Source organism: Corynebacterium sp., assembly GCF_030532965.1.
In the GTDB taxonomy this organism is placed as follows: Bacteria; Actinomycetota; Actinomycetes; order Mycobacteriales; family Mycobacteriaceae; genus Corynebacterium.
On the sequence record NZ_JAUNKC010000007.1, the window covers coordinates 31,646 to 55,980 of the forward strand.

Consider the following 24,335-nt stretch of genomic DNA (forward strand, 5'->3'; position numbering starts at 1 on the left):
GTTTAGATGTCCTTCCCATTGCGACGGGAGATACGGACCTTCTTGCCGTTCTCATCAAACCGGTAACCAACGCGGGTTGGCTTGCCGTCGGAATCCAGAACCATCACGTTGGAAACGTGGATTGGTGCTTCCTGGGTCACGATGCCACCGGAAGAAGCGCCACGCTCCGGAGCGGAGTTAGCAACGTGCTTCTTGATGCGGTTAACACCTTCGACCAAAACCTTGTTGGTCTTTGGGAAAGCCTGGATGACTTTGCCCTGAGCGCCCTTGTCTGGGCCGGAGATTACGACAACCATGTCGCCCTTATGGATCTTCATAAGTTAGATCACCTCCGGAGCGAGAGAAACGATCTTCATGAACTTCTTGTCACGCAGTTCACGAGCAACTGGGCCGAAGATACGGGTGCCGCGTGGCTCGTTGTCATTCTTGATGATGACGGCTGCGTTTTCATCGAAACGAATGTAGGAGCCGTCCGGACGACGGGTTTCCTTCTTTGCGCGTACAACGACGGCCTTGACGATTTCGCCTGCCTTGACGTTGCCACCTGGGGTTGCTTCCTTGACAGTCGCGACAATCACGTCGCCAATGCCAGCAAAACGTCGAGTGGAGCCACCAAGAACGCGGATGCATAGGATTTCCCGTGCACCGGTGTTGTCGGCGACCTTCAGACGCGATTCTTGCTGAATCACTATGGGTCTCCTTGACCTAAATATTATGTGTGGCAGATTTCCGAACTGACACACGCGGTCTATGTACATGCTGCTTTCCATATTCGCGCCGGTTAGGCTGAACAACGAACCTTATATTGCTAAGGTCGAGGGGTTTCGCACTCAAGCAGCTCCGGAAACAGCAGCCCAAATGCGACCTATGAAAGGCAACCCGAAAATTAAACCATAATTTGCTAGCCGCGCGCAAACCCCTTGAGCGGGCAGCCATTGCTTTTCGACACCACCCCGGCCACAATCCCATCGGACCGCGTCACCAGCACCTTGACCATATGTAAAACATGTTGCCGCCACTGATGTCCATCCTCCACGACTCACACACCCCTGATGTACCTGACGTTCTCACCCCGAAAACTAACAGAGCCCTTCGGCGCCATCTGTCCAACTACACCCCGAACCTTTCGGGCGCTCAGCCAATTGCCACCCCGAAAGCACCGAAAGCACACCATCTATTAATTGCCCCCAATTAATCTAAAAATAGCTACAACCAAATCCTATCGGCCACCGTATCCGCTGCAATAAGCTCAATTCCAGCGATCGACGTCTACGTTCCCGCCTATTTCCCCGCGTCCCAACTTCGCAATACTCACGAAAATCGTAGGATAACTAAATATAATCAAAGAAAATCAATTTTCACGAGTCGAAGATGCCCCTATTTTCGCACTTGTCTGACCTCCACTGAGCTGCAGAATCTCTTTAATCGTGGGCAAGTTTTTAGGTAAAACCTAAAAAATCGAAAGTAATTCACACGCAAAACGCCAACACATCAGACGTTCCTAATGGATGACAGCCAGAGAAAAAAGCCCTTTTCAAAAGGAATTTATCGGAGACTTGACACACGCAACCAAACCGGCATCCATGCTTCACATCCGATAGTTTCTTATTTATATAGCGCATTTGCAACTTTGTTATAAGTCTAGCCTTAAATCTCGTGCGAATGGCTTAGTTTTTCGCAAGATAATTAATAGCCTTAACCACTAAACCGGAATTTTTATAAATAGCAATCGTTTGAATAGGAAATTACTCAGTCGATATTGCAGCCCACTTAACATGCGAAAATACCCATCGCGCCCTATGGTCACACCCCCGCTACCCGCCCCCATTTACCGATTGCTTACAAATTAACGTGCAGCATGTTTGTAAATTTCTTACGCAATTAACCGCTTAGAGATTTCTAAGTAATTTATCGTTTCGTGACTTATATATTTCGGTGGCGAAAACCGCAGTTAAAAAGGTTTTAGAAAATTGCAGAAAGTGTGCTTTACCTGCTGCAATACCGCTTTTATTAACTAAGAATCTATTAGAAATTAATAATCTTTGATTTTATTCAAATTACGGGGTAAAAGTTGTCCTAAAGGCTTTAGCGACTTAAAAAGTCGCCCCAAAAAACGAAGAAAGTTCCCGTAGTGTCCACATATTTCTCTTTGGACGATGTGACCGGACGGTGGTTCCACACCACTGCCCGGAGAAAGCAACGCTCATCGTCGGCTTTTATCCTGGTATTCAGCGATTTAGCCGTGATTACAATGACGATTATCGTTCCATTGTGCGTTAGCCTCTACGTTCAGGGCTTCTCGAAAGCTGAAGAAGCCACGCTTTCATTCGCGGTAGCCGCAGTTACATTGTGTACAACCTGGATGATTCTGCTGACCCTGTCCGGTGCTCATTCTTCAAGTGCTGTTGGTAACCGGTCTATACCGGTACAAAAGATTGCTTCAGCTACGTTATTAACTTTTGGCCTGTTTGCTATCGCTGACACGATTTATTTCGATTCGTTGCCGCAATGGCTGTTTTTTGCCACCATGCCAAGTGGCTTGCTCCTACTCATTTGTTCCCGAATGGTAATCCAACAGATTGGGGCCGGGCTGCCCACAACAAAGCAACGCACCCGGAATGCGGTTGTCTTATCCGCCAGCCCGACAACTGAATGCGAGCTGGCGTACCTACAAACCGCTCAGAAATATGGCCTTAACCTCGCCAGTTGGATTGATATTAACCACGCATATAACTCGACATCGTTTGAGAATTACGTTTTAACCGAATTGGCACGGCACAAAGCCGACACGTTATTGGTTTCGATGTTGTGTGGTCTCGATGCCCAACAAACCCAGCGGCTCAAGTGGGCGCTAGAAGGCTCGAACATTCGCCTCATCTTTATTCTTCCTGTCAATGGCGTCGCCACCGGGCGGATGAGTGTGCGTTCGGGCGTCGAAACTGCATTGCTCGAAATTAAAACTAGTCGATATACCGGCCTCTATTTCTCCGCGAAACGGTTATTCGACATCGTCGCGGCGTCTCTTGGTATTTTGCTCTTATCCCCGGTTCTGGCCGCAATAGCGATAATAATCAAGATGGATGATGGTGGCCCGATTTTCTTCCTCCAAACGAGGGTCGGGCATAATCGCCAGCCATTCGAAATGATCAAGTTCCGGACAATGAAAACCGATGCCGAATCGCAGTTGGCAGCACTTGCCCATTCTCACGATGCCGGTAACGAAGTGTTGTTCAAATTGAAGAACGACCCCCGCATTACGGCACCGGGCCGGTTCCTGCGTCGATATAGTTTGGATGAATTGCCGCAGCTATTCAATGTATTGCTGGGTGATATGACCCTCATTGGCCCTCGTCCGCCATTGCCGCGGGAAGTTGCTCAGTTCGAGCCTCACGTATTGCGGAAGTTCCTGGTGAAGCCGGGAATTACTGGACTGTGGCAAACAATGGGCCGATCAAACCTGTCATGGGAAGAATCGGTGAAATTAGACCTATATTACGTCGAAAACTGCAGCGCAGCCTTGGATTTTTCCATCCTGGCACGCACCTTCAAGGCAGTATTGTCTAAAGAAGGCGCGTACTAGAATTCCTTCTTATCCAATGAATACGGTGTAGCAATCCGATTCAACTGGTCTAGTTTTGTTAGATACCGGCGGTGGCGAATCACAAACGCCACCGCGTCAATCGTGTATCGGCGGAGCAAGCGACGGGGCTCGTGCGCAATCCGCCAGGCCCACCCCAACCGCAACCGATGAACCCAGTGCGGAAAGTACTGTTCGTTCTTCGCCAACTGGTCGATCCAGCCGCCAGCCGTGCAAATAATTGCCTCAGGGAACGCCTGATGCAGCTCAACGGCAACGTCATCTTGAAGCAGCACGCCGAGGCCTAAAACAATAACATCCGGTGCAGTGACACCGATGTGAGCCGGGTTCTTTCGTATTTCTGCCAGATCATCGAAGCCATTGAACGCGTGAACGGTGTGCCGAGAAATGCGCTGCGCGGCGGTTGCGGCCACCCCTGGCGCGGCACCGATGAAAACAATGGTTTTGCCGGGCGCTAAGACTTCATTAAACAACACTGGTAAAACCAGATCGGCGGATGTCCGCCCGAGCGAATACCCATTCCTATTGAGCACAATTTGCAACAACGTGCCGTCGAAGCCAATGGAGGTGGTTTCGGCGAGCGAATCCCAATGTGCGTGTTGAATAGACCAATGGTTAAGCCAGGTAACCACAGTACCTGGCTTAACCATTGCGTGTGCGAGCTTTTCGACGGCAGGATCGTGAGTCATTATGAGACTAGCGTAGCAGACATTTCAAAGCTCATCGTGGGTGTTGAACGGTAGTTAAGATGGGTCTCCACCACTATTCGATTCTGGCCGTTTCGCAACACATCAGCCGGAACAGTGATCTCTAACGGATCTGCAATTGCGGTGGTGAGATTGACTGATTTATCGGCGTAGGAATTGTGGCCTACTGCCCCATCGCCTACCCGCTTCCGGCCGACTTCAACGCCATTGATCTTCACCACGACTCCATCGTCAGCGCGAACCGAGAGCTTGAGGGTTTTCCTTTCCACTTCGGATAATTCCAGATCACGGGCGAAATAGGCTGTCCGGGCGCGCTGTGCCACTGGTACATCCAATGGCGTGGCCGCATGTGGATCGCCCCAACCAATCGGGGTGACACCCGTCTGCCAATCCGCTAAATCACCGTCGGTTTGCGGTTCGGCAAGATCGTACCAATACCGCCATTCTGTTCTTTCAGCGATCACGACATCATTTTGTGGAGCAGGCGGTTGCTCAGGCGCCGGGTTGGCATTCGTGATCCGCAGCATCGCATCAAATGTTAGTGAGGAGCTGGACCGGTAATTCAGGTGGGTTTCCACCGACACCGTGTTTGTACCCGGAACCAGAAGCGAAGAAGGTATCGCCACTTGAGTCCGCTCTGCGGCCGCCGCGGTGGCGGATATCGCCTGGGTTGCACGAGTGTCTGGGCTGATGCGTCCATCCGGCATGCGCGTGCGGCTAACCTCGGTACCGTTGACGTAGACCACCGCACCGTCGTCCGCGACGTATTCAAGAACTGCCTCGGTAAACGACTTCGGATCGGTCACGGTGAAATCGTGTGCAAACTTCGTGGTAATGGGTCGACTTGAACCCCGTGGTGGTGTGATCGTGGTGGCCAGATTGTTGCCACCATAGCCGATAGGTGCCGTTCCGGTTGCCCATTCTGTGCGGTCGAACTCTGGTCGATTCCAGTTTGCCGTTGGTTCCGGCTGGTCATAGAGGTAAGACCAGGTGGCTCCTTGATCGATGAGGAAAGGAGATGCTCCGCCTTCACCGGGGGTAAAGACTGGAGTCGATGCAGAGCGATTACCAGCTGCGTCGACAGCACGAACAAAGTACCGGTCATCGCCGCCGCGGGGCACGGTGACGCTTGGGGTCGTAGCGGTAGCTATAACCCGGTCATCGCGCAGGATGTCGTAGGAAACTGCGTCGGCGACCGTTTCCCACCGCAAGTCGACGGACGTGTCGGTGGTCGCACCTGCCCGCAATGAGCTTGGGGTTTCTGGTGCAACCGCGTCGCGGGCAGGATACCGCACCCAACCGCCATTCCACTGGGCGGCATTCGGTGAGGTGCGCGAGCCGACGAAATCGCCACCGACCCACAAGGCACCGTCTGAGGCGAGGAATAGGCTCCATGCACCAGCATTATTCGAGCGCAACATGTACGGGGAGAATTGCCCTAATTGCGCGCCAGTTTTCGCATCCCAGGCACCGACCCATTGGATGTTGTCTACTTTGGTCCATTCCCGATTCAGTGCTGGCCATGTATACGAGTTTTCGTACACGCTATCCGAGCAGTGGCAGCCTGCGTAGACGATGTCGCCGTTTGTTGCGATCGCCTGCAAATCGCCGCCGATGTTCTTGGTAATGGAACCAGACACCCGATTGAGGTTGTGGCGATCGTAGCCGAATAGGTTGTGTTCGGAACCACCGACGAAAAGCAATTCGCCGGAATCGTCGATAGCTTGCTGGTAATTCTTACGGCTTGGGGTACTGCCCACGAATTCGAAACCAGGCACGACGGGTGCTCCCGCCTCGGTGGAGATGATGGCTGCATTTGAGGCATGGGTGCCGCTGGATTTTGTGAAGTAGCCTGCGGCATAGAACCTATCCCCAGCAGGTGAGGTATCGATGTCGACGACCGTGCCGTTGAATTCGGGGTTCCAGGATCGGTCCGGGTTTCCATCAAGCCGGACCCGGCCAGCGGCGCGGGCGTATACGTTGTTTACCCGGTTGGACGATAGGTGCGTGAAGTTGCCGCCGATGTAGACGAAGTCGCCAGAAACGGACAAGGATGTCACGCTGACGATGCCGGAGGACAGGCGGCTGGAAACCTGGAGTGTCCAGTTGGGGTCGATAGCGCCGGTATTTGGATCGACTGCAACCGTTCCGACGTGGCGTTCGCCGTTGGCGGTTTTGAAATCACCGCCGATCAGGAGCCGACCATCGGGTAATGCAGCTAGTGATTTCACTTGGTTATCAAGCGTAAGGCTAAACGATTCGCGAAGATCGCCGGTGGTTTTATCGAAAGCGGCCACCGCAGTACGAGGCACCTTGGTGCCGGTGGACCGTTGCTCCGCATGGGTGAAATTTCCACCCACGTAGACCGTGTCGCCGATTTCGGCGAATGCTTGAACCGGTGAGTTCCCCTCGGCTTTGCGGCCGTTCAGGTTTCCCGTCACACCCCAGGTGGTGCGGGCGGCGAAGTTAGCTGCCAACGCACGATCCACTATCGCCGGGGTTCCGCTGTCCGGAATCTGCTCAAAGTTGTTAGAGGAGATTTCCGGGCGAATGTAGAGTTCGGCGTATGGCAGTGGCGCTAGCCCATTGGTGCTCCACAGGTAGCTTGAAGGCGATTCGTTACCACCCGCTGCCGACCTGCCGTAGCCGAAACCCATGTGATACTTGCGGGTATGGGACATGGCTAGATCCATCGCATACCAGGCGGAATCGTGACCGAACTGGTTGGACATGGCACCGCTTGTTTGCCAGAAGGACTCATTAAACCGGTAAGTGGCGATGTCGTCAGATGCAAGCGCCCACGTCCACTCCCGCATTTTGGTCGGCCGCATATCGACGGTTTGCCAATCGGTACCGCGTTGATTGGTTGCGCGCACGACCCGCATGCCGTCGGTAAGCGAATTGACCGGGGTTCCGCCAAGCAAGCCGTTAATCGTCGCGGTAGACAATTGCACGGTAGCAAAATCTTCCGTGCTGCGGTTGCGGCTATGCAACGCACTTGGGTTGCCCTTTCCGTCTGGGTACCGGTCCCAGCCTTCACGACCCCGACCGATGAGAACCCAGCCGCCACCACTCATCTCCTGATCGCAGAAAAATTGCTGGGGTGCGCGCATCTGTGGCGTTAGCAGCCAGTACGTACCGGTGCGGCTTTGGGGGAACCGCTGTTTAATCTCCCAACACGAACCGGCAGCCGTAGCTTCGGTTCGACCATCCCGAACACCGACAGGTTCTGCGGCGACAGCCAAGGTTCCGGGGAACAGACACAAGACGCTAAATAACAAGGCCAACAGGCCGCGATTCCGAAGCACGTAAAACACCTTAAAATGCTTATTTAAGACTTAAAATTTTTAGTCAGGAACTTCATCATTACACAGGCGTAGTTTTAAAAACGAAGTTCCAAAAAACGCCGATTTTCTACTTGCCCCCTCGCGTCGATCTTTTGGACCAATTCCGCATGAAAATGCCAGAAGCACCCATGCTACGCCGGGGGTAGTAAAAAGTTTGATGTAGCACTGTTTTTGCTTATCGACGCGACCGCAACATCTCCACCAGCCCATCAACATGCACCGCACTACGCCATACCCGACACGCTGCTAACCATGCAATTCCACCGACAACAACAGTAGCCAAAAATGCAAGAGCAGTCTGCCCCGCAACCGCGACCGCGATCGCCGCCGGAATTCCAAATGTGACCCCCACAATACCTAACGGGATCACGATTTCAGTCAGTTCCGCCCGAATATTCAAAAACACTCGCACCTCGATCGCGGCGAGGAGGGCGTCGACAAGCATACTCAACGCCCACACGGCGGCCGCGCCAACAATGCCGTAATGCGGCAATACCAGCAGGTTACCGACAATATTAATCGCTAAAACCAACGCTTTGTTTACCGCAGCCCAACCGCTGCGGCCGCTCATAATTAGAAGCGAATGAATATTCCCAGCCATAAACGTCAACATCATTCCGACCGCGAGGATGCTTAAAACCGCAGCACCCGAGACAAACTCGGGCCCTAACAGCGCCAAAAATACCGGCGAGAACACAGCCAGGAGCACGTATGCGGGCGACGCAATCAGTACCAGCCACATCGTGGCCGTCACATACAGATCCCGCACCTGCTCGGTTTTAGCTTGATGCAGCAACGACGAGAATTTCGGCGACACCACCACGCGCAGCGCAGCGTCCACCACCAAACCGGCCTGAATAAACCGCGCCGCGCCGCCATAAACACCCGCCGCCTCGTCGCTGACCAGCCACCCCACCAGCAGCACATCCACCCAGATCAACGCCTGTTCCAACCCTGCCGACAGGGTACGTGGTGCCGCAAAACCCGCGATCGTTCGCCACTGGTCGCGGCTCGGCAGCACCACGCCGCGAGTCCCCTCCTCAAGGCGATGTATATGGCGCGACACCAAAACTCCTGCAACCAGCACCAATAATGCCAACGGCAGCGCCCACGCGACCGCCACCACCACGATCGAACCGGTAGCCACAGCAGCCACGGCCACCAGCGGCGGCCGCAGCGCGGGCAGAGCGACGTTAGACACCAAAACGTATTCCGTCACCGAACCCAGCGCACGTAAAACGGCTGACGCTATGAGGAACAACGCGCCCACTGGCACAAAAACCATAAGAACCCTAATGGTATCGGAGACGGTATCGTCCCAGATTAACGGTGCGATCGCCTCCAGCACTCCCACTAAAACAACGCTTGCCGCAAGCGCTGCCAGCACAAAAGCGGTAATCGTGGATCGGATCTTATCCGGGGAATCCAGTTTTAGGCGAGGTAATAGATAAATCGCGGTGGAATCAAGCCCGAGCTTTGCAAACGCCAACACCATGGCAAACACACCCGTGGCCTGAAAAATCACCCCCGCCCCGTGGGCGCCCATCAGTCGGGAAAATACGATTGTCAGGACAAAGCCCAGTAACGCGCTCGTCGCGGAACCTAAGAAACTAATCATTCCGCCACGTGCCAAGTCGCGGCGCTGAGTCATATTATCTTTCATCTCTACCCGATTTCATGTGGTGAATATAAAAACAAACAATGGTCGGTGTTAACATGTGCTCAGTTACAACTTAACCTCATGACTGGAGAACCATGAACAAAAAAATGGCGGCGTTAATAGGTATTTTGCTACCTGCGATCACGGTAGCCGCCTGCGATGATACTGCACCAGCTCCGGAAGCGGAATCGACTAAAACTTCGACAACAGCAACGACAACCACAACAATCGCAGCACCCGAACCAACCCAGACCGGAGCGTTGGATGCCGATTTAGCAAACCGCATTCTCCGGAGCACCTGGAGCAGCCTTGCAGATCCCACCACGGAAGTCGATCTCTCCCAAATTCTCACCGAGACAGCCCTAGAAGACATCGAAAACCAGCGGTTAGAGTGGGCAACCAATGAATTCCGGCAAGAAGGCAACGCCAACATCGTGAACACCACGATCGAACCGGGCGAGACCCCAGACACCGCCATCGCTCGGGTATGCATCGACGCCACCCGCGTGGAAGTGCTCGACGAGAACGGCAGCACCGTCAACGATGACATTCCGAAGGAAGAGCAGCGTTCGCTCATGATTGCAGTATTTTCGCTTGACGACGGCGTCTGGAAGCTGGCGGAACAACAATTCCCGGACGATCCGCGCTGTTAACCACAGTATCATTGCGCAAAATCAAACCCACCGCCACCATGGTCACCATAATCCCCGTCATCATGCCGTAATACGTGGTTTCGACAATGGTGGCGGCCAAGACACCGCCCAATACCGCCCCCACGGGATCCGTCCGCTGCATCGAAAGCAGAAACAGGACGATGAAAAAGACCATAAAGAGCAGCAGGCCAACAAAACCGTGGGAATACAGCACCGTCCAAAGCTGCCCCTGGGTGCCCATCGACGGCAACCACGGCACCGCCGCCGGGCGCGGCGAACCGTAGCCGAACAGCGGCGAATCCACCACCGCATAGAACGTGCTTAAATACAGCTCCCCCCGGTCGGCGGTCGAATTGGTCACCTCAACGCGTTCGAAAAACGCAGCCGCGGCCGGGGAAAAATACCAGATTACCGTCGCCAAGACGCCCGATACGCCATAACCGATGACCTGGTTTATCTGGCCGCGTCGAATAGCTTGGATCGCTACCCACAGCGCAACCACGCCCAGGCCGATAAACATGCCCCGGTTCAAGGTGCTCAGCGCCGGATAAATACTTAGCACCACCACCGTGATGATCCACCACCGCCGCCGTGTATGCCACGCCAGCCACAGGTGTAAAAGCGCGAACGGCAACACCAAAGAATAGACATTGCCCCAGGTATTTGCATATAAAAACGGTGCCGCGGGCCGCACCGCCTGTGGAATCCACGCGTCCGCCTTCCACTGAGTGGTGCGGCGGACGATCATATCGCCGATCAAATCATTTCGGGCCAAAACCTCCGGCATAATCCAGGCCATGGGGGTCCGGATCGACAGCTCCGGCAAGGCCAAAGCAAGGTACCCGCACGCCGTCATACCAGCGAGAAACCACACCATAGCCCCGGACACCCGCCACACGGTGACGTGACGCCGGGCGTTGAAGACATAGAGAGCGAACACCGTGGCGGAGCCATAGAGCAGAAGCCGATAGAGTGCGCCCAATAACCGCCCCGGGGTATCCGTCATCGGTAGCGATGCAACCACCCACAGTAAAAACAACAGCCACACCAACATCACGGTGGGAAGCCGAAGTCCCCGCACCCCAATCCAGGCAGCTACCATGATCAGGGCGGCGAGGATCCAAACAAAGTCGCCGATGCCGAGCACCCACCACAACGCATAGGCGGCAAACGGAAGTACTATCGGCCAGGCGGGCAACCGGTTACAAGCTTCGGCTTTCACGAGCGCAACCACCGTTGCCGCAGATACAGCGCAGGACCTAACACGAATCCGCCTATTTCCAACCAAGTCAACAGCCGGGGAGCCTCTCCAGCCATGCGCTCAGAGCTGGGCGCGACCCGCGCTAACACCTGCGGAACTCGTTTCAACAACGCCGCCACAGTGCGTGGCTTATGGAAGACTGTTTTTAGCAACAAGGCCGACATGCCAGTTCCATTGCCGTAGATTTGTTTCTTCAGCCCGGCCATATCGCGGCGATGAACGTGGTGGACTATCGCATCCGGCGTGTAGGCGATGCTGAGGCCAGCAGCAATCACCCGGGCAAAGGCGTCAAGGTCTTCCCCACCGTTGGTGAATGTTCCGGCCCCTAAATTGGTGTCGAAGGTGGTTAAGATTTCCCGGCGAAATGCCATATTCACCCCGGCGCCGACCCTAGCAGTGGTGACTGGGTATAGCGGGCCGCCGACCGACATCGGTGTCGTCAGATCCCACATGATCGGTTCGAGGTGTTGAGGAAAACCCCCGCGCGCCTCGAAATAGCGTTGCGACGGTGTTTGTAGTTCTTTCGGAAAAACGGGGCCAGTAACGCCCGCCACCGGGAGAGAGGCGAAAACATCGAGGATTTCGGCAAGCCAATGCGGATCGGTGATGGCGTCGTCGTCAGTAAACGCCACGATCTCCCCCGTTGCGGCTCGCAATCCCCGGTTGCGCGCATGGGATAGTCCTTTTGTCGGTTCCGCCACGATCGTCACATCAAGATCCGATAGCAGTCGCTGGGTGTCGCCGGAATCCGGATCATTGTCCACAACGATAACGTCGAAATGGCGGTGAGTCTGGTTCAAAGCGGCGGTGACGGCGTCGACAAGCAACGGCGTCTTCCCCAATGTGGAAATAACAATGCTGGCGGTAAGCTCGGCCCCCGAGCCGCGAACCCACTCGCGCTGTGGCGTAGCCGCGGGGCAGGCGGCCACCGCGCGGTCAACAATGTGGTCGGTACCAGACAGTTCCACATAACCTATCGTCCGCCCAGAGTCGCGCACCACGATCCGCGCCCCGTCGGTCGAACCCGCACCAGACAGCACCGTCAACGTACGCGATGGGCGATCCACAATGCCGATAATCATGCTTTAATGCCCTTCTTCGCATCGACCACAATGATTCCGATGAGCGAGACGTTAATGGCCTCAATGTCCGAAACGAATTGCTGCAAATCAACCTTGTGCCAATTCAACGGAACCACCAACACCGCCGATTGAACGCCAGCTAATTCCCGCAGCACCTGAGCCCGATTATTGTTCACATCGATCATGGTCGCCACCGTCGACTGCGATAATGCCGCCGCGGCTGCCATCGCATCCGAAGCAGACCAATCCACGATGATGGCAAGCGAATCGTCATCCTTCTTCGCATATCGCAGCAGTTCAGCCGCCAAATCCCACCGCGTCTTATCACCCACGCTGGCGATTGGCCGCCACACCGGGGCGTCAAGCAGCTCTTCCAGATCCTCCGGCTCCAGCGGGCGCCGCGCCGCGACATGTCGAACCAGTGCCAAAACAATACCTAGGAACATGCCGCTGAGCAGGCCCAGCGCCAAGATTTTGCTTTTCGACGGATTCGTGTCCACCAAATTCTCTTTGGCGGGAGTAATCACCTGGCCGGATTCAACCGAAACATCATTCCACGTGGTACGACGCTGTTGCAGCGCCTGGATCGCCAACCGGACTGTGTCAATCCGAACCGTCACCGACGTGTTGTAGCTGTCCTGCACCTGCAGCAGCCGCTCCAGTTCCAGCTCACTTTCCTTGATCTGGCGGTCAATCGATTTGACCACGCTTTCGATGCGATCAATAACCAAGGACGAACGCACATCCAAATACGCCCGCGCCAACTGGTCCGCACCTTCAACCGCGCGCTGTTGGTCGGTATCCGTATAAGCAATCCGCAGCACCGTACCGTCTGGGTCACCGGTGACCGAGATGCCTTCCATCAACATCTCGCTGGTCCAGTTGTCCCCCAGATACGCCGCCGCCAATTGCGCCGTGCTTGACGACGCCGCCAGCTGCCGCTCCGTTGACAAGTCAACCAAACTGGAGGCTGAACGCCCCTCCGTTACCGGTTCCGAACTCACTGCGGTGATATTGACCTCGGCGGTACCCGTGTACGTCGTCGGAACCACCAGGAGATAACCAACCGCAATAACCAAACCCGCGACGGTACCAACCAGGACCCACATGCCCCGCTTCAGTACGATACGAAGCAACGCAGCAAAACCAATAGAGCCATGTTCCTGATTCATAATTATCCCTGATGATTCGAATGAGAAGTATTAAAAGATTGTGCCCAAGCTAACCGCTCGGCAAGACGCCGCCGCAGCAAGTAGCGATGGGCACGTGGTACCGCCGCGATCTGGGCGTCGACAAGCGAGGCGAACTCCGACAACCCAGAATCGCGCTCGGCCACAGGTAGCTGCGCCAACGCAACGATACGCCGTAACCGCACACCGCACAGGCGCTCGCTGAGATCCGCAAACGCCTCAGCCTGCAATGGATCGTTCCATGACGACGCCCGCCACTGCGCCGAAGCCGTCACTTGATTCGGATGCAACCGATACAGCAAACCCCACGTCGCTAACCGACGCATACGCCGTCCCGCCGCAGCCAACCGTAACCACAAATCATAGTCCTCGGCAGGCACCTGCCGATAACCATCAACAACGTCGCGCCGCGTGATCATCGTCGGATGCGACACCGGATTTGTTAACAACAAGTGCAGCGGGAAAACCTCAGGCGGAATACCCACCGGCGGCAACGGCTGAATCCTACGCCGCCGAAAGTACACGACCTGCGAAAACAACACATCGATATTCTTTTCAATTGCAGGCAATGCAAGACGAAACCGCCACGGCAAGCTCACATCATCCGCATCCATCCGCGCCACCAGCCGACAATCAGCCTCCGCCAGCATCGAATTCAACGCCAAGCCCAACCCGCCGGAAGCAGGCCGCGACTCCACCCGCAGCCGGGAATCCCCGCGGCCTGCCGCCGCAGCTATAGCAGCGGTATCATCGGTGGACCCATCATCCAACACAAAAAGCTCGGCATCCTGCGGCAATGCCCGCAACGTTGACGAGACGGCGGAAAAAATCGTGCCGGCGGCATTACGCGCCGGCAACAGCACCATCACATCAGGCACCATCCACCGCCAGCAAATCCCGATACCGCCGCCGCAGCGACATCGCGGAATGAGCCACCGCAACCGCCGCCAACGCCGCATATCCGACAGCAAACACCGGCGCTATCCCCCACAACACAAACGACCAGCACAACGTGCCCGGATCAGTTGGCAACAACACCCACGACCGCATATCGCCACCCCGCGACTGCGCCCTGCCCGCGCCCCGCACGAAAGCCTCGGCCAGGATCTGGCTCAAGAACTGGCCGCTGGTAACCAGCGCGTACACCAAAGCGATCACAGCCAGCCAAATCCAGTCCGGACGGTACAAATACACAGCAACCGCAACCGACAAATGAATCGCGGGCGATCGAAATGCATCCACCACATGGTCGATCCACTCGCCCGTCTTCGACGACACCTGCGACACCCGAGCCAATTGACCATCCGCAGAATCAAAAAGATAACCAGCTGCCAGCAACGATGCCGCAACCACCCCTACCCACCCGGCAGGCGGGAAAGCCAGCAATACGATCATTCCGGCAACCGACAGCGCCGCAGACATCGCCGTAACCATGTTAGGAGTCCAGCCGGAAGCAAAACCGATCGCGGCAATAAACCGCGCACCACGCCGGTTTACCCAGCGAGTATAAGCAGGAACCCCCTGCGCGGGCTTCTGCGCAGTATCCAACGACTCCCGCGCCCACCGATAGCGGGCAACCCAATCAAAATCATTCAAAGACATAACAGTTACCGAGTCAAAAATTCCCGCAAAATCGTAGAAGAGGTAGACGGAGTATACGGCAAATACACTACCCGCGCGCCGACTTCCGCCAGCTCAGCCTCCAACCGATGCCCCTTCGGCGTATCTTTCCAATCGTCGCCCTTGAACAAGACATCAAACGGATGGCGCTTCCAGGCCACCCGCTTATCCTGATCGGTGTCGGTTACGACATCATCCACAAATCGCAGGCTCGCAATTAATTCCATGCGCTCCGCGTGCGGAATAACCGGCAGCCGACCCTTCATCCGCAATAATGACTCATCGGTAGCCACCCCGACAACCAACCGAGTACACCGCTGCCGAGCCGCACGCAAAATATTCAAATGCCCAATATGGAGCATGTCGAAACCACCAGGGACATACCCGACAACCTCTTCAGTTTCGTCCGAAATCTGTGACACCTTCTGCAACTTTCCAAAAAGAACCCAAACAGAGTATGTAAATATCTTATCATGCACCAATTTTTATTTGATGACCGAAAAGTGCTACCCCTGTGGACAACCCACCCAACCACCCCGCGCACCGCCTCACAATCCGGTATCATTAATGGCCGCCCGAATGAAAAAACGCCGCGAAAACCGCCACCAGCACAAAAGCTATCCACAGGGCGGCAGTAACCCTTGCGGCGTCGAAAAGCAGGCGCAAAAGTAGACAGTATGAACCTCACGGACTACCTCACCGCCCGCGCCCAATCCGGCATCCGGCTACTCCGTGACATCCACCGCGAAATAACCGCAACAACCATCGAACAATTCGCCACCGACTACGGCTACCGGCTCGCCGAAGTCAAACAACTCCAACGCACCTGGGACACCTTCAGCCACCCCAAAATCCAACAAGCCGCCGACGAAGCCAACCTATCCCTTACCACGCTACGGGACATCGCCACCGTCGCCTGGCCACTACGACGAATAAAGAACAAAAACGAACACCTCCTGCAACTATGCAGGTTAGCCGCAGGACAAACCGCCGACAACGCCAAAAACGTAGCCACCCGTTACATGCGGGAGCTAACAGAAAACACCTCCCGCTACGCGCCCGACTCCGCACGCTGCCACCGCGCGGTAGGCCGCGACGGCAAACGGCGACTCGTTGCCTGCTTCAACGAACACACCGCCGCCCGGATCGACACCATTCTGGACGCAGCCGCCCGGAAGCTCATCAAGAAAACACCCAAGCTAGCCTACGACCACGCCTACGCCACAGCCCTCCACAACGCCATCGTAGGCAACCAACACACGCCCGAACGCTTCAGCCCCATGTTCATGATCGCCACCGACCTGCGATTCCACGCCGACGGCACCATCGCAACCACCGACGGGGCACTTGCAAACCTCAAAGATGTCATCGACACCGAACTCGCCCCAACCGGATGGGCCGCGGTTATAGCCACCAACGACAACAATCAACCCGTCGTCGCCACCCTGGCGCAAACCCACATCACCGACCGCTTTGCCGGAACCGATATCCGCCTCAAATCCATCATCGAAACCCTCGTGTGCGCCTGGCCGGGATGCGACACCCCCGCTATCCAATGCCAGGCCCACCACATCCACCCCTACTACCTGGGCGGGCCAACCACTCAAGACAACATCACGCCACTGTGCCACCGACACAACGGCCTCAACGACGACAACCCACACAAACCACCCAAAAATGGCCGAATCGAACGCCACCCGGAAACCGGAAAAGTAGGGTTACGCCGAAAACCAACAGCGCAGTTGGAATACAACGAACACCCCGTCACCAAGAAAACCACAGCGGCATACGCGCGTTTTATTTACGACGCGGATGATGGTGAAACTTCACAATCTGCTCCAGCTCCGTCTTAGAGATCGGCGCTGAATTCGGGCATGCCTCAACACAAACACACACCTGCAGCGAGCCGCGCTTCGACCATGAAAGCTGCTCCGCGCTGTGGGTGTGCCCGTGAATAATCGGCTGCCCTAGATCACGCAGCCGGAACTGCTCAACCCGATCCGAATCATGGTGATCCCCGTCGTACGGGAAATGGCTCAGCATGACCGTCGCACCGGCCATCCGCGTGGTAGCCGCGATCTGCACCGAATCGTAGGTTTTCAGATAGCGGGGCAGCTGCTTATAGCTTTTCGACGATAGCGGGTGGGCGCTGTCATGATTTCCCAGAATTCCGTGCAACTCCAAATAGGAATTCTTCCGGTTAGACATCTCCTCCCGAAACTTATACAGCGTTGCTAATGCGGCATCCTCCGCTTTGGGAGAGCCGCAGTAGTTGTCTCCCAGAATCCACAACCGGATTTCCGCATTCGCAGGCAATGCCTCAAGCCAGGCATTGTAGAGAAACCGGTCGTGGGCTTTTGGGTCGTCGAAACCCCGCAGCCGGGACACTAATTGGTGCCCGAAATGCGGGTCAGAGATATAAAAGTCGTGCATATGTAACACTCCTATCCATACAATGGGGTAAGGCACGTTTTTACGAAAGAGGTTGTCCCATGCCCACTTACCGTGACCTGAGTTCCGCAACCGATGGCGTAACCGACCTGATTGATGATCTATCCGGTGGAAATACTAGTCGTTTCGATGTCACCGCGATCATTATTCATACGGTTAGTACCGAAGAAGACGGCAGTTTTTCCTGCCCGGACGATCTGGGCCCCTATTTGGAGGCAATGCTGTACTACCCGTGCACCGAATACCGGGCAGAGATTACGTGTGAGGCCGGAAAACTTACTGGCCACATCGATGTTTACGGGTGGAATAGCGAGTATGTGGAGAAGTTGAGTTTCAAAGTCTCGTCCGTGGAGTTGATCAGCACCGTTCGGGAGTGCCTCCGGGAGGCGGGTTACCGCGTGGAGTCCCGGCATCCGCATGGTGGGTTGCTGTTACGCCCCATCTAACCCCACAAGTTAATAAATCCCTTAAAAAATAGTAAAGTAGCTACCGTTATTTTCTTATACTACGAGGGATTTATGACATGCGACCGTCACTCATATCCGGACTGGTGCTGGCGCTATCCGCGTCCAGCCTCAGTCTTCCAGCCGCGGCTGATACGCCGCTAAACCAGGGCGACACGATTCCGGTTGGGGATCGTCAATGCATTATCAGCTTCATCGACCCAGCTGATGGCCGAGTTTTCACAGATCCCCACTGCGCGCCTTCTGGGCTTGTCGCTTCACCCCCAGCACGGCTGGGCACCAACGTCTTTTCGGGGGATCGGATTCATCTACCCAGGGTGTCAGAGGCGGTGTGCGCGGTTGTCCATGGTTCGCAGATCACCTGCACCACGATCCTTGCCGTGAACGGCTCGGCGTTCGTTACCGCACCGCTGAACGTGTCTCCCGGCGCGCCGGCGTGGGTGCCGGGCAGCGGGTTCATTGGATTCGCCACCGATTCTCCTGACAGCTCTCGTTCTGTCTTTGTGCGGGAAAACGTTGGTGCTTCCGGCTTGGGCACGGTGACTGTTCCGGCGGTGGCGTCGGAAAGCATAGCTCAGGCTGAGGTTCGGCCCGGTCACCTGCCTGCAGATTTCGGCGCGAATGCGCTGGGGGTCGCTGGCTATGCCGCGCAGGAGCATGAGTTGGCGGCTCGGTTGGCGAAGCTGGAAAGCGACATCAAAGATGCGAATCGGGAACGTGGTCAGGCGATTACGGTGGCGCGGCGGATTGAGTCGAACTTGCCGTATTTTCAGTCTCAGGTGGACAGGCGCAAGAAGATTGTGGGGTCGTTGACGACTGAGGCTGAGCGGCTGCGAGGGATCCTTTCGGAGCAGGATGAGCAGCGGGTGGCGCTTTCTAATCAGCTTGCGGCTATTGAGGGCTTGTCGGCGGAGATGCAGGAGTACCTGGAGAAGAGCCGCGAGCTGCGGTTGGCGCAGGAGCAGTTGTTGGTGTCGCCGACTCCGGAGGTGGCCGCCCAAGCGACCGCGCTTAGTAACCGGCTGGTTGAGCTTCAGGCGCGGTTGCACGATCACGTGACGCAGGTGGATCGGTTGGGCAAGTCACAGGCGGATGTGGCGCTGCTGGTGGCGGAGCATGAGTCGTTGACTAGGCAGTTGTCGGAGGCGACGGCGGTTTTGGTGCGGTTGCAGCAGCAGCGGCAGCAGGTTGCGTCGTTGTCGGCGGAGGTTGAGCAGTTGGCTCGTACTCGCGATGAGTTGCTGGAGTCTAATCGTCGACAAGCGGAGCGGATTGCCCAGTCGAAGCCGCATTCGGTGTCGACGAAGATGGTGAATTTGTTGTGGCTATTGGTGCCACTTCTTGCCTTGTTATTGGCGTGGATTTAAAGGAGCGTGTGATGCGATTTGTCATTGCTGTTGTTGTGGCGTTGAGCCTGGTGCGCGCGCCGTACGCCTTGGCGGTTAATCCTATTAATCAGGGTGACCCGATTTATTTGGGCAATAGTGTGTGCACTGCGGGGTTTATTGACCGGGAGAATAACCGGATTTGGACGGCGGGGCATTGCCATGATCATGGTGCCACTGTGACTAATCGGTGGCGGCAGAAGGTCGGAACGTTGGTGTACCGGTGGAGTGATGTCGAAAGTAATTTGAATAAGGGGCTCACGGGTGCGGAATTGAATGAGGCGATTTTCCGCTTCTTCCCATACGATCTGGCTTACGTGGAGCTTAGTAATCCGGCGGCGGCGGGTCAGAATGGGTTTTCCGGCGATCGGGTGTACCGCCCGGAGGTTGGGGACACGATGTGCCGCTGGGGCGATACGACGAAGCAGATTACTTGCGGCCCGGTGCTGAAGCTGGATAGTCAGTTAATTTATGGCGGTAATTTGTCGTCAAAGCCGGGCGATTCCGGCGGCCCGACCTGGGTGCCGGGCAAGGGATATATCGGCCAAACGTTGGGTATTCGTTCCGCTAAGCTTTACGACGGAACCGTGGCGGCCAGTGCGCTGGTACACCGGCATGATGTGGCGTTGAAGTTAGAGAAAACGGGCGTTACTCCGGATTTCCCGGAGATTGACGATATCCTGGCCAATCCGCCGAAGTATTACTCCGATAAGCTTGCAACATTCGGGGCGGAATTGCCGACTTCGGCGGAGATGTCGCGGCTTTTGAAGGAGCATGAGGCTAAAGAGCAGAAGCTGACGGAGAAGCTGGATCGTTCGACTGCGAATCTCTCGAAGGCAAATGAGCGGCGTGCTCGCGCTGCTGCCGAATTGGAGCAAGCGCAGGCCGATGCGGTTCGGTTGGCGGGTGAAGAGGGAAATCTGCGTACCGAGATTTCTGAGCTTACCGGTAAGATTTCCGATTCGTATTCCGAATTGGTGCGGCTTAACGACGAGCTGGCGAAGAACAATAAGCCACGTGAAACCGGCGAGCTTTTCGACGAGCATCAAAGCGAATACGACGCAACTGTGCTGCGTAACCGCAATCGTAACGCCGAGCTCCAAGCGGCAATCGATAAACAGCAGGAAGAATTGCAGAAATTGGGTACGGAGCTCGACAGTATCGACGGCCTGCACGATGCCATCGCCCGGCTGAAGCGCGAAATTGCCGAGGCGCGAGAAATTGAGGCGCAACAAACGCTGCGCCTCAAGGAACTGGAGACTACAACCACCACTCCCCCACCGCCGCCGCCTGCGGCAATGAATACCGGGAAGATTTTTGCCGTTGTGTTGGCGATCATCGCAGCGATCGGCGGCGCGGTGGCGATGTTCTTCCGTCGTTAGTTGTGGGTTTGGATGTAGGTCACGTGGGTTTCGACGTATTCCATCAGTCCGTGCTTGCCGTCGGCACCGCCGATGCCGGAATTGCGTCGGCCCGCGTGGAAGCCCTGCATCGCCTCGAAGTTTTCCCTATTGATGTAGGTCTCGCCGTACTGTAGTTCGTTCGAAGCCTTCAGCGCTTTATTGATGTCATTGGTGAACACGGAGCTGGTGAGGCCGTATTCCGAAGCGTTTGCGATGGCAATGGCTTCGTCTAGGTCTTTGACCTTTACAACTGGCAGCACCGGGCCGAAGATTTCTTCCTTCGCAATGGCCATGTCGCTTGTGGCGCCGGACAAAACGGTCGGCTGGTAGAAGTTGCCCTCGCCCTTGTCTGTGGCGCGGGCGCCACCGGTTTCGACGGAACAACCAGCGTCCACCGCGGCAGCGATCATCTCGTCGAGCTTATCCATGGCTTCGGGGTTGATCAGCGGTCCCATATCAAGATCGCCTGTTTCCGACGGGTTGCCGTAGCGGGTGTCCGCCATCTTGGCGATGAGCTTTTCCATCAGCGCATCGTGAACGGATTCTTCCACCAGGACCACTTCCGCACAGTTACACACTTGCCCGGTATTGATTACCCGTGAGTTCCAGATCGCGGTGGCGGCGAGCTCCAGGTCGGCGTCGGCAAGCACGATGGCGGGAGCCTTGCCGCCTAGTTCCAGATTGACCCGGGTGAGATTCTGCCCGGCTGCCTGCATGATGCGTTTGCCCACTTCGACGGATCCGGTCATGGAGATCAAGTCGATGTCAGGGTGGGTGGTCATCGCTTCACCGACGACGGAACCCCGGCCGCCTACCATGTTGAATACGCCTTTCGGCAGCCCTACTTCTTCCACGATTGAGCAGAATTCGAAGGCGTTGATGGGGGTTTCTTCGCTTGGTTTGATCACGATGGTATTGCCGGTGAGCAGGGCGGGCGCCATCTTGCGGGCGATGAGGAAGAACGGGAAGTTCCATGGCAGGATTCCGCCCACCACACCAATTGGCTGGTAGGTGAGCATGATGGTTTCACCGGGCCGGTCAGAGGGGATGACTTCTCCTTCGATGCGGCGGGCAAACCCGGCCATGTAGTCGAGGTAGTCGGCGGTGAAGTTGACTTCTACTTCCGCCAATCCCCGGACTTTGCCTTGCTCTTCCACCAAATAGCCTGCGAACCTGTCGACGTTTTCCCGCAGCTTTGCGGCAATCGCCACCAGGTATTCTGCCCGTTGGGTATTGGTCAGTTTGGCCCATTCTTTTTGCGCCGCACGAGCGGCTTTCACTGCGGCGTCGACGGCGGCGGCATCCGAAGCAGGTGCCTGCGCTAACGCTTCGCCGGTGGCCGGGTTGGTGACGGTTTGGGTTGCTACCGCATCCACGAAAGCGCCATCGATGTAGTTTTGGTAGGTTTTCATTTGTTCTCCTTATTCTTTGTTGGTTGATTCCCGAACCACTAGCTCGGGAGTAAGAATGGTGTGGCTGGGTTGGTTGCCTTCCAGGATTCCGGTAAGCGCGGTGAGCGCCGCGGTACCTAACGCTGTGAAATCTTGGGTTACGGTGGTCAGGCTTGGGCAGCTCCACTCGCACATGGGTGAATCGTCGAAGCCGGTTACCATCACCTGTTCCGGAACGGTGATGGCGTGTTCGTGGAGCGCCCGGAGTACGCCGAAAGCAATATTGTCGTTACAGGCGACGATGGCATCCGGGGTGCCTGCGGCGATGATGGCGTTGGCTGCGTGGTACCCAGCTTTCGCCGACCACCCGCCGCCTTGAACAATCCGCCCTAACACGCCGCGTTCCCGGCAGTAGTTTTCGAAAACGGTGGCGCGGATTACCGCATCATCCCAACTCATATCGCCCGCTATATGGACAAGACTGGTAGCCCCCTGCTCGATCAGGTGGCTGACCAATAGCCGAATGCCGGTTTCCTGATCCACCGACACCACGGCGGTGTGCGCGGTAGCCGGTTGCCCAGTGAGCACGAGGCAGATAGGCAATTGGGGTGCGTGTTTAGCCAGGGCGGATAGGACGTCGGCGGACCTGGCCAAGACGACGCACCCGGCTACCCGCTGGTCGACCAATTGACCCAGCGCCATGCCGTAGCGGCTAGGTTCAGCCGCGGTGGCGACACACAGGTAATATCCTTGTTCCCGCGCCGCGTGTTCGACGGCGCGGAATGCACTGGACATGCCGTAATCCACGTCCCCGGTAAGCAGGACCCCTAAGGCGCTGCTTTGGCCCGCCGCCAGGCTGCGGGCGGCGAGGTTGGGGCGGTATCCGAGGGTTTTAATGGCTTGGGTTACTTTCCGGCGGGTGGCGTCGCTTACCGCGGCGGACCCATTAACCACCCGCGACACGGTTTGTAACGATACGCCTGCCAGTTCAGCAACGTCAGACATTAATACCCGGTTGGACATTGGATTACACTACCCCTTTTTTCAGAATGATATTCCCGTACAGTGCGGTTTCTCCGGTCATAACCACCAGCGCGGCGGAGCGGGCTTGCTCATAGAAAGCAAAGCGTTCTACCTCTTCGCCGGTTGCGTCTTCGTCGTGCTGCGCGACGATCCTGCGGTATTCCGACCAGATCGGCGGGGTTGGGTCGTCCCCGACGGTGGCCATGAGGAAATACTGGCTGGGATTGTAGTGGTCTAGCGGCATGAGGGTGCACATGGCGTCGAGAAGCTCCGGCACCCCGATGCCATCGGCGCGGATGACGGGAACGCCTAGACTGTGACCGGGGAAATTGGCGTCGGCAAGCACGATTTCGTCGCTGTGCCCCATTTCCATGAGTTTTTTCACCAGTTCGGGGGAAAGGACTGGTGGAATGTGCTTGAGCATCTAAATCACCTTTTCAGTAGCTAGCAAATGCCGTATTGGGCACGCATTCCGATGAGTTTTTCCACCTCGTCCTCCGGTAATTGCCGATCCACCCCAAGTTGGCGGGTGAGGAACGTCAGCTTACAGGTAAATTCTAGGCGTTCCATCGCCTGGTAGGCACCAAGTAGGCTGTCGCCCCAGGCCAGTGCACCGTGCATCTCCATTAGGCAGGCGGAGTGGGAGTGGGTGAATGGCGCGATGGCCTCGGCAAGTTCATAGGTAGATGGGGTGGCGTAGGGCGCGACTGGGATTTCCGGCATGGCGATGATGTTCTCCGGCATCATTTTGGAAATGATCGGCTCGCCCGCGATGGCAAACGCCGTGCCATATGGTGGGTGGGCGTGCACCACCGACCGTACTTTTTCACTTTCCTGGTACAGCCGCAGGTGCACCTTGACTTCGGAGGACGGCTTATACGGCGCGTTGGCGGCCAGCACGTCGCCGTCGATACTGACTTTGCAGATTTTCTCCGGCGTGAGGCTTCCTTTGCTTACCCCGGTCGGGGTGCACAGCACGTCGCCGTTGGGAAGCCGCACCGAAATATTGCCGTCATTGGCGGCAACCATTCCGGTAAGCCACACTTTATAGCCGATGTCGCAGATTTCTTGCCGGAGATCTTTTTCTATCTGGTCCATGA

The 24,335-nt window shown here is 56.2% G+C and carries 23 protein-coding genes; 6 read left to right on the forward strand and 17 right to left on the reverse strand.

What is annotated here, in order from left to right:
• Positions 1–2: 2 nt before the first annotated feature.
• From rplX to Q4D85_RS05005, 3 genes are all read right to left on the reverse strand, one after another.
• Complete coding sequence (gene rplX, locus Q4D85_RS04995; RefSeq protein WP_303198649.1) at positions 3–317, reverse strand: 50S ribosomal protein L24; 315 nt, start codon at positions 315–317, stop codon at positions 3–5.
• Between the two features lie 3 nt (positions 318–320).
• On the reverse strand, positions 321–689 hold the full coding sequence (gene rplN, locus Q4D85_RS05000; protein ID WP_047261173.1) for a 50S ribosomal protein L14: 369 nt from the start codon (positions 687–689) through the stop codon (positions 321–323).
• Positions 690–901: 212 nt separating this feature from the next.
• Entirely contained in the window at positions 902–1,036 is a 135-nt protein-coding gene (locus tag Q4D85_RS05005; RefSeq protein ID WP_303198651.1) for a hypothetical protein, read from the reverse strand.
• A gap of 1,095 nt (positions 1,037–2,131) precedes the next feature.
• Between Q4D85_RS05005 and Q4D85_RS05010 the strand changes: the two genes are divergently transcribed.
• Positions 2,132–3,580 (forward strand): sugar transferase, encoded by a 1,449-nt coding sequence (locus tag Q4D85_RS05010; protein ID WP_303198652.1) that lies wholly within the window; start codon positions 2,132–2,134, stop codon positions 3,578–3,580.
• On the opposite strand, the gene Q4D85_RS05015 is transcribed toward Q4D85_RS05010, so the two are convergent.
• From Q4D85_RS05015 to Q4D85_RS05025, 3 genes are all read right to left on the reverse strand, one after another.
• Positions 3,577–4,287: a WecB/TagA/CpsF family glycosyltransferase gene (locus Q4D85_RS05015; RefSeq protein WP_303198653.1), complete on the reverse strand. Its 711-nt coding sequence runs from the start codon at positions 4,285–4,287 to the stop codon at positions 3,577–3,579. The two genes, Q4D85_RS05010 and Q4D85_RS05015, sit on opposite strands and share 4 nt — an antisense overlap.
• The gene (locus tag Q4D85_RS05020) at positions 4,287–7,613 is read right to left on the reverse strand and encodes a fibrinogen-like YCDxxxxGGGW domain-containing protein (protein WP_303198655.1); all 3,327 of its coding nucleotides are present in this window, start codon (positions 7,611–7,613) and stop codon (positions 4,287–4,289) included. The genes Q4D85_RS05015 and Q4D85_RS05020 overlap by 1 nt, the downstream gene beginning before the upstream one ends.
• 214 nt (positions 7,614–7,827) lie before the next feature.
• On the reverse strand, positions 7,828–9,303 hold the full coding sequence (locus Q4D85_RS05025; RefSeq protein ID WP_303198658.1) for an oligosaccharide flippase family protein: 1,476 nt from the start codon (positions 9,301–9,303) through the stop codon (positions 7,828–7,830).
• A gap of 104 nt (positions 9,304–9,407) precedes the next feature.
• On the opposite strand from Q4D85_RS05025, the gene Q4D85_RS05030 reads away from it, so the two are divergent.
• Positions 9,408–9,965, forward strand: a complete 558-nt coding sequence (locus Q4D85_RS05030) for a hypothetical protein (RefSeq protein ID WP_303198659.1) — start codon at positions 9,408–9,410, stop codon at positions 9,963–9,965.
• On the opposite strand, the gene Q4D85_RS05035 is transcribed toward Q4D85_RS05030, so the two are convergent.
• Genes Q4D85_RS05035 through Q4D85_RS05060 form a run of 6 tightly spaced genes read right to left on the reverse strand, consistent with a single transcriptional unit; the run spans position 9,886 to position 15,540 of the window.
• A complete protein-coding gene (locus tag Q4D85_RS05035) occupies positions 9,886–11,187 on the reverse strand; it encodes an O-antigen ligase (RefSeq protein WP_303198661.1) in 1,302 nt (433 codons plus the stop codon). The two genes, Q4D85_RS05030 and Q4D85_RS05035, sit on opposite strands and share 80 nt — an antisense overlap.
• On the reverse strand, positions 11,184–12,308 hold the full coding sequence (locus Q4D85_RS05040; RefSeq protein WP_303198662.1) for a glycosyltransferase family 2 protein: 1,125 nt from the start codon (positions 12,306–12,308) through the stop codon (positions 11,184–11,186). Before Q4D85_RS05040 ends, Q4D85_RS05035 begins: the two co-directional genes overlap by 4 nt.
• Complete coding sequence (locus Q4D85_RS05045; RefSeq protein ID WP_303198664.1) at positions 12,305–13,480, reverse strand: hypothetical protein; 1,176 nt, start codon at positions 13,478–13,480, stop codon at positions 12,305–12,307. The genes Q4D85_RS05040 and Q4D85_RS05045 overlap by 4 nt, the downstream gene beginning before the upstream one ends.
• A gap of 2 nt (positions 13,481–13,482) precedes the next feature.
• Positions 13,483–14,364, reverse strand: a complete 882-nt coding sequence (locus Q4D85_RS05050; RefSeq protein WP_303198771.1) for a glycosyltransferase — start codon at positions 14,362–14,364, stop codon at positions 13,483–13,485.
• Positions 14,365–14,368: 4 nt separating this feature from the next.
• Positions 14,369–15,100, reverse strand: a complete 732-nt coding sequence (locus Q4D85_RS05055) for a CDP-alcohol phosphatidyltransferase family protein (protein ID WP_303198666.1) — start codon at positions 15,098–15,100, stop codon at positions 14,369–14,371.
• A gap of 5 nt (positions 15,101–15,105) precedes the next feature.
• Positions 15,106–15,540, reverse strand: a complete 435-nt coding sequence (locus Q4D85_RS05060) for an adenylyltransferase/cytidyltransferase family protein (protein ID WP_303198668.1) — start codon at positions 15,538–15,540, stop codon at positions 15,106–15,108.
• A 255-nt stretch (positions 15,541–15,795) separates the two neighbouring features.
• On the opposite strand from Q4D85_RS05060, the gene Q4D85_RS05065 reads away from it, so the two are divergent.
• The gene (locus Q4D85_RS05065) at positions 15,796–16,971 is read left to right on the forward strand and encodes an HNH endonuclease signature motif containing protein (RefSeq protein WP_303198671.1); all 1,176 of its coding nucleotides are present in this window, start codon (positions 15,796–15,798) and stop codon (positions 16,969–16,971) included.
• On the opposite strand, the gene Q4D85_RS05070 is transcribed toward Q4D85_RS05065, so the two are convergent.
• A complete protein-coding gene (locus Q4D85_RS05070; RefSeq protein WP_303198673.1) occupies positions 16,916–17,551 on the reverse strand; it encodes a metallophosphoesterase in 636 nt (211 codons plus the stop codon). The two genes, Q4D85_RS05065 and Q4D85_RS05070, sit on opposite strands and share 56 nt — an antisense overlap.
• A gap of 59 nt (positions 17,552–17,610) precedes the next feature.
• On the opposite strand from Q4D85_RS05070, the gene Q4D85_RS05075 reads away from it, so the two are divergent.
• The 3 genes from Q4D85_RS05075 to Q4D85_RS05085 all read left to right on the forward strand — a co-directional run bounded on the left by Q4D85_RS05075 (position 17,611) and on the right by Q4D85_RS05085 (position 20,800).
• Positions 17,611–18,015, forward strand: coding sequence for a hypothetical protein (locus tag Q4D85_RS05075; RefSeq protein ID WP_303198674.1), 405 nt, complete (start codon positions 17,611–17,613; stop codon positions 18,013–18,015).
• 77 nt (positions 18,016–18,092) lie between these two features.
• Positions 18,093–19,400, forward strand: coding sequence for a hypothetical protein (locus Q4D85_RS05080; protein WP_303198676.1), 1,308 nt, complete (start codon positions 18,093–18,095; stop codon positions 19,398–19,400).
• Between the two features lie 11 nt (positions 19,401–19,411).
• A complete protein-coding gene (locus Q4D85_RS05085) occupies positions 19,412–20,800 on the forward strand; it encodes a hypothetical protein (protein WP_303198678.1) in 1,389 nt (462 codons plus the stop codon).
• Here Q4D85_RS05085 and aldA read toward each other — a convergent pair.
• From aldA to Q4D85_RS05105, 4 genes are read right to left on the reverse strand one after another with little or no spacing between them, the layout of a single operon-like run.
• Complete coding sequence (gene aldA / locus Q4D85_RS05090; RefSeq protein WP_303198680.1) at positions 20,797–22,233, reverse strand: aldehyde dehydrogenase; 1,437 nt, start codon at positions 22,231–22,233, stop codon at positions 20,797–20,799. The genes Q4D85_RS05085 and aldA overlap by 4 nt on opposite strands.
• 9 nt (positions 22,234–22,242) lie before the next feature.
• On the reverse strand, positions 22,243–23,217 hold the full coding sequence (locus Q4D85_RS05095; RefSeq protein WP_303198681.1) for a LacI family DNA-binding transcriptional regulator: 975 nt from the start codon (positions 23,215–23,217) through the stop codon (positions 22,243–22,245).
• 22 nt (positions 23,218–23,239) lie between these two features.
• Positions 23,240–23,659, reverse strand: coding sequence for an RbsD/FucU family protein (locus tag Q4D85_RS05100; RefSeq protein WP_303198682.1), 420 nt, complete (start codon positions 23,657–23,659; stop codon positions 23,240–23,242).
• Between the two features lie 20 nt (positions 23,660–23,679).
• Positions 23,680–24,333: a class II aldolase/adducin family protein gene (locus Q4D85_RS05105; RefSeq protein ID WP_303198683.1), complete on the reverse strand. Its 654-nt coding sequence runs from the start codon at positions 24,331–24,333 to the stop codon at positions 23,680–23,682.
• Between the last annotated feature and the right edge of the window lie 2 nt (positions 24,334–24,335).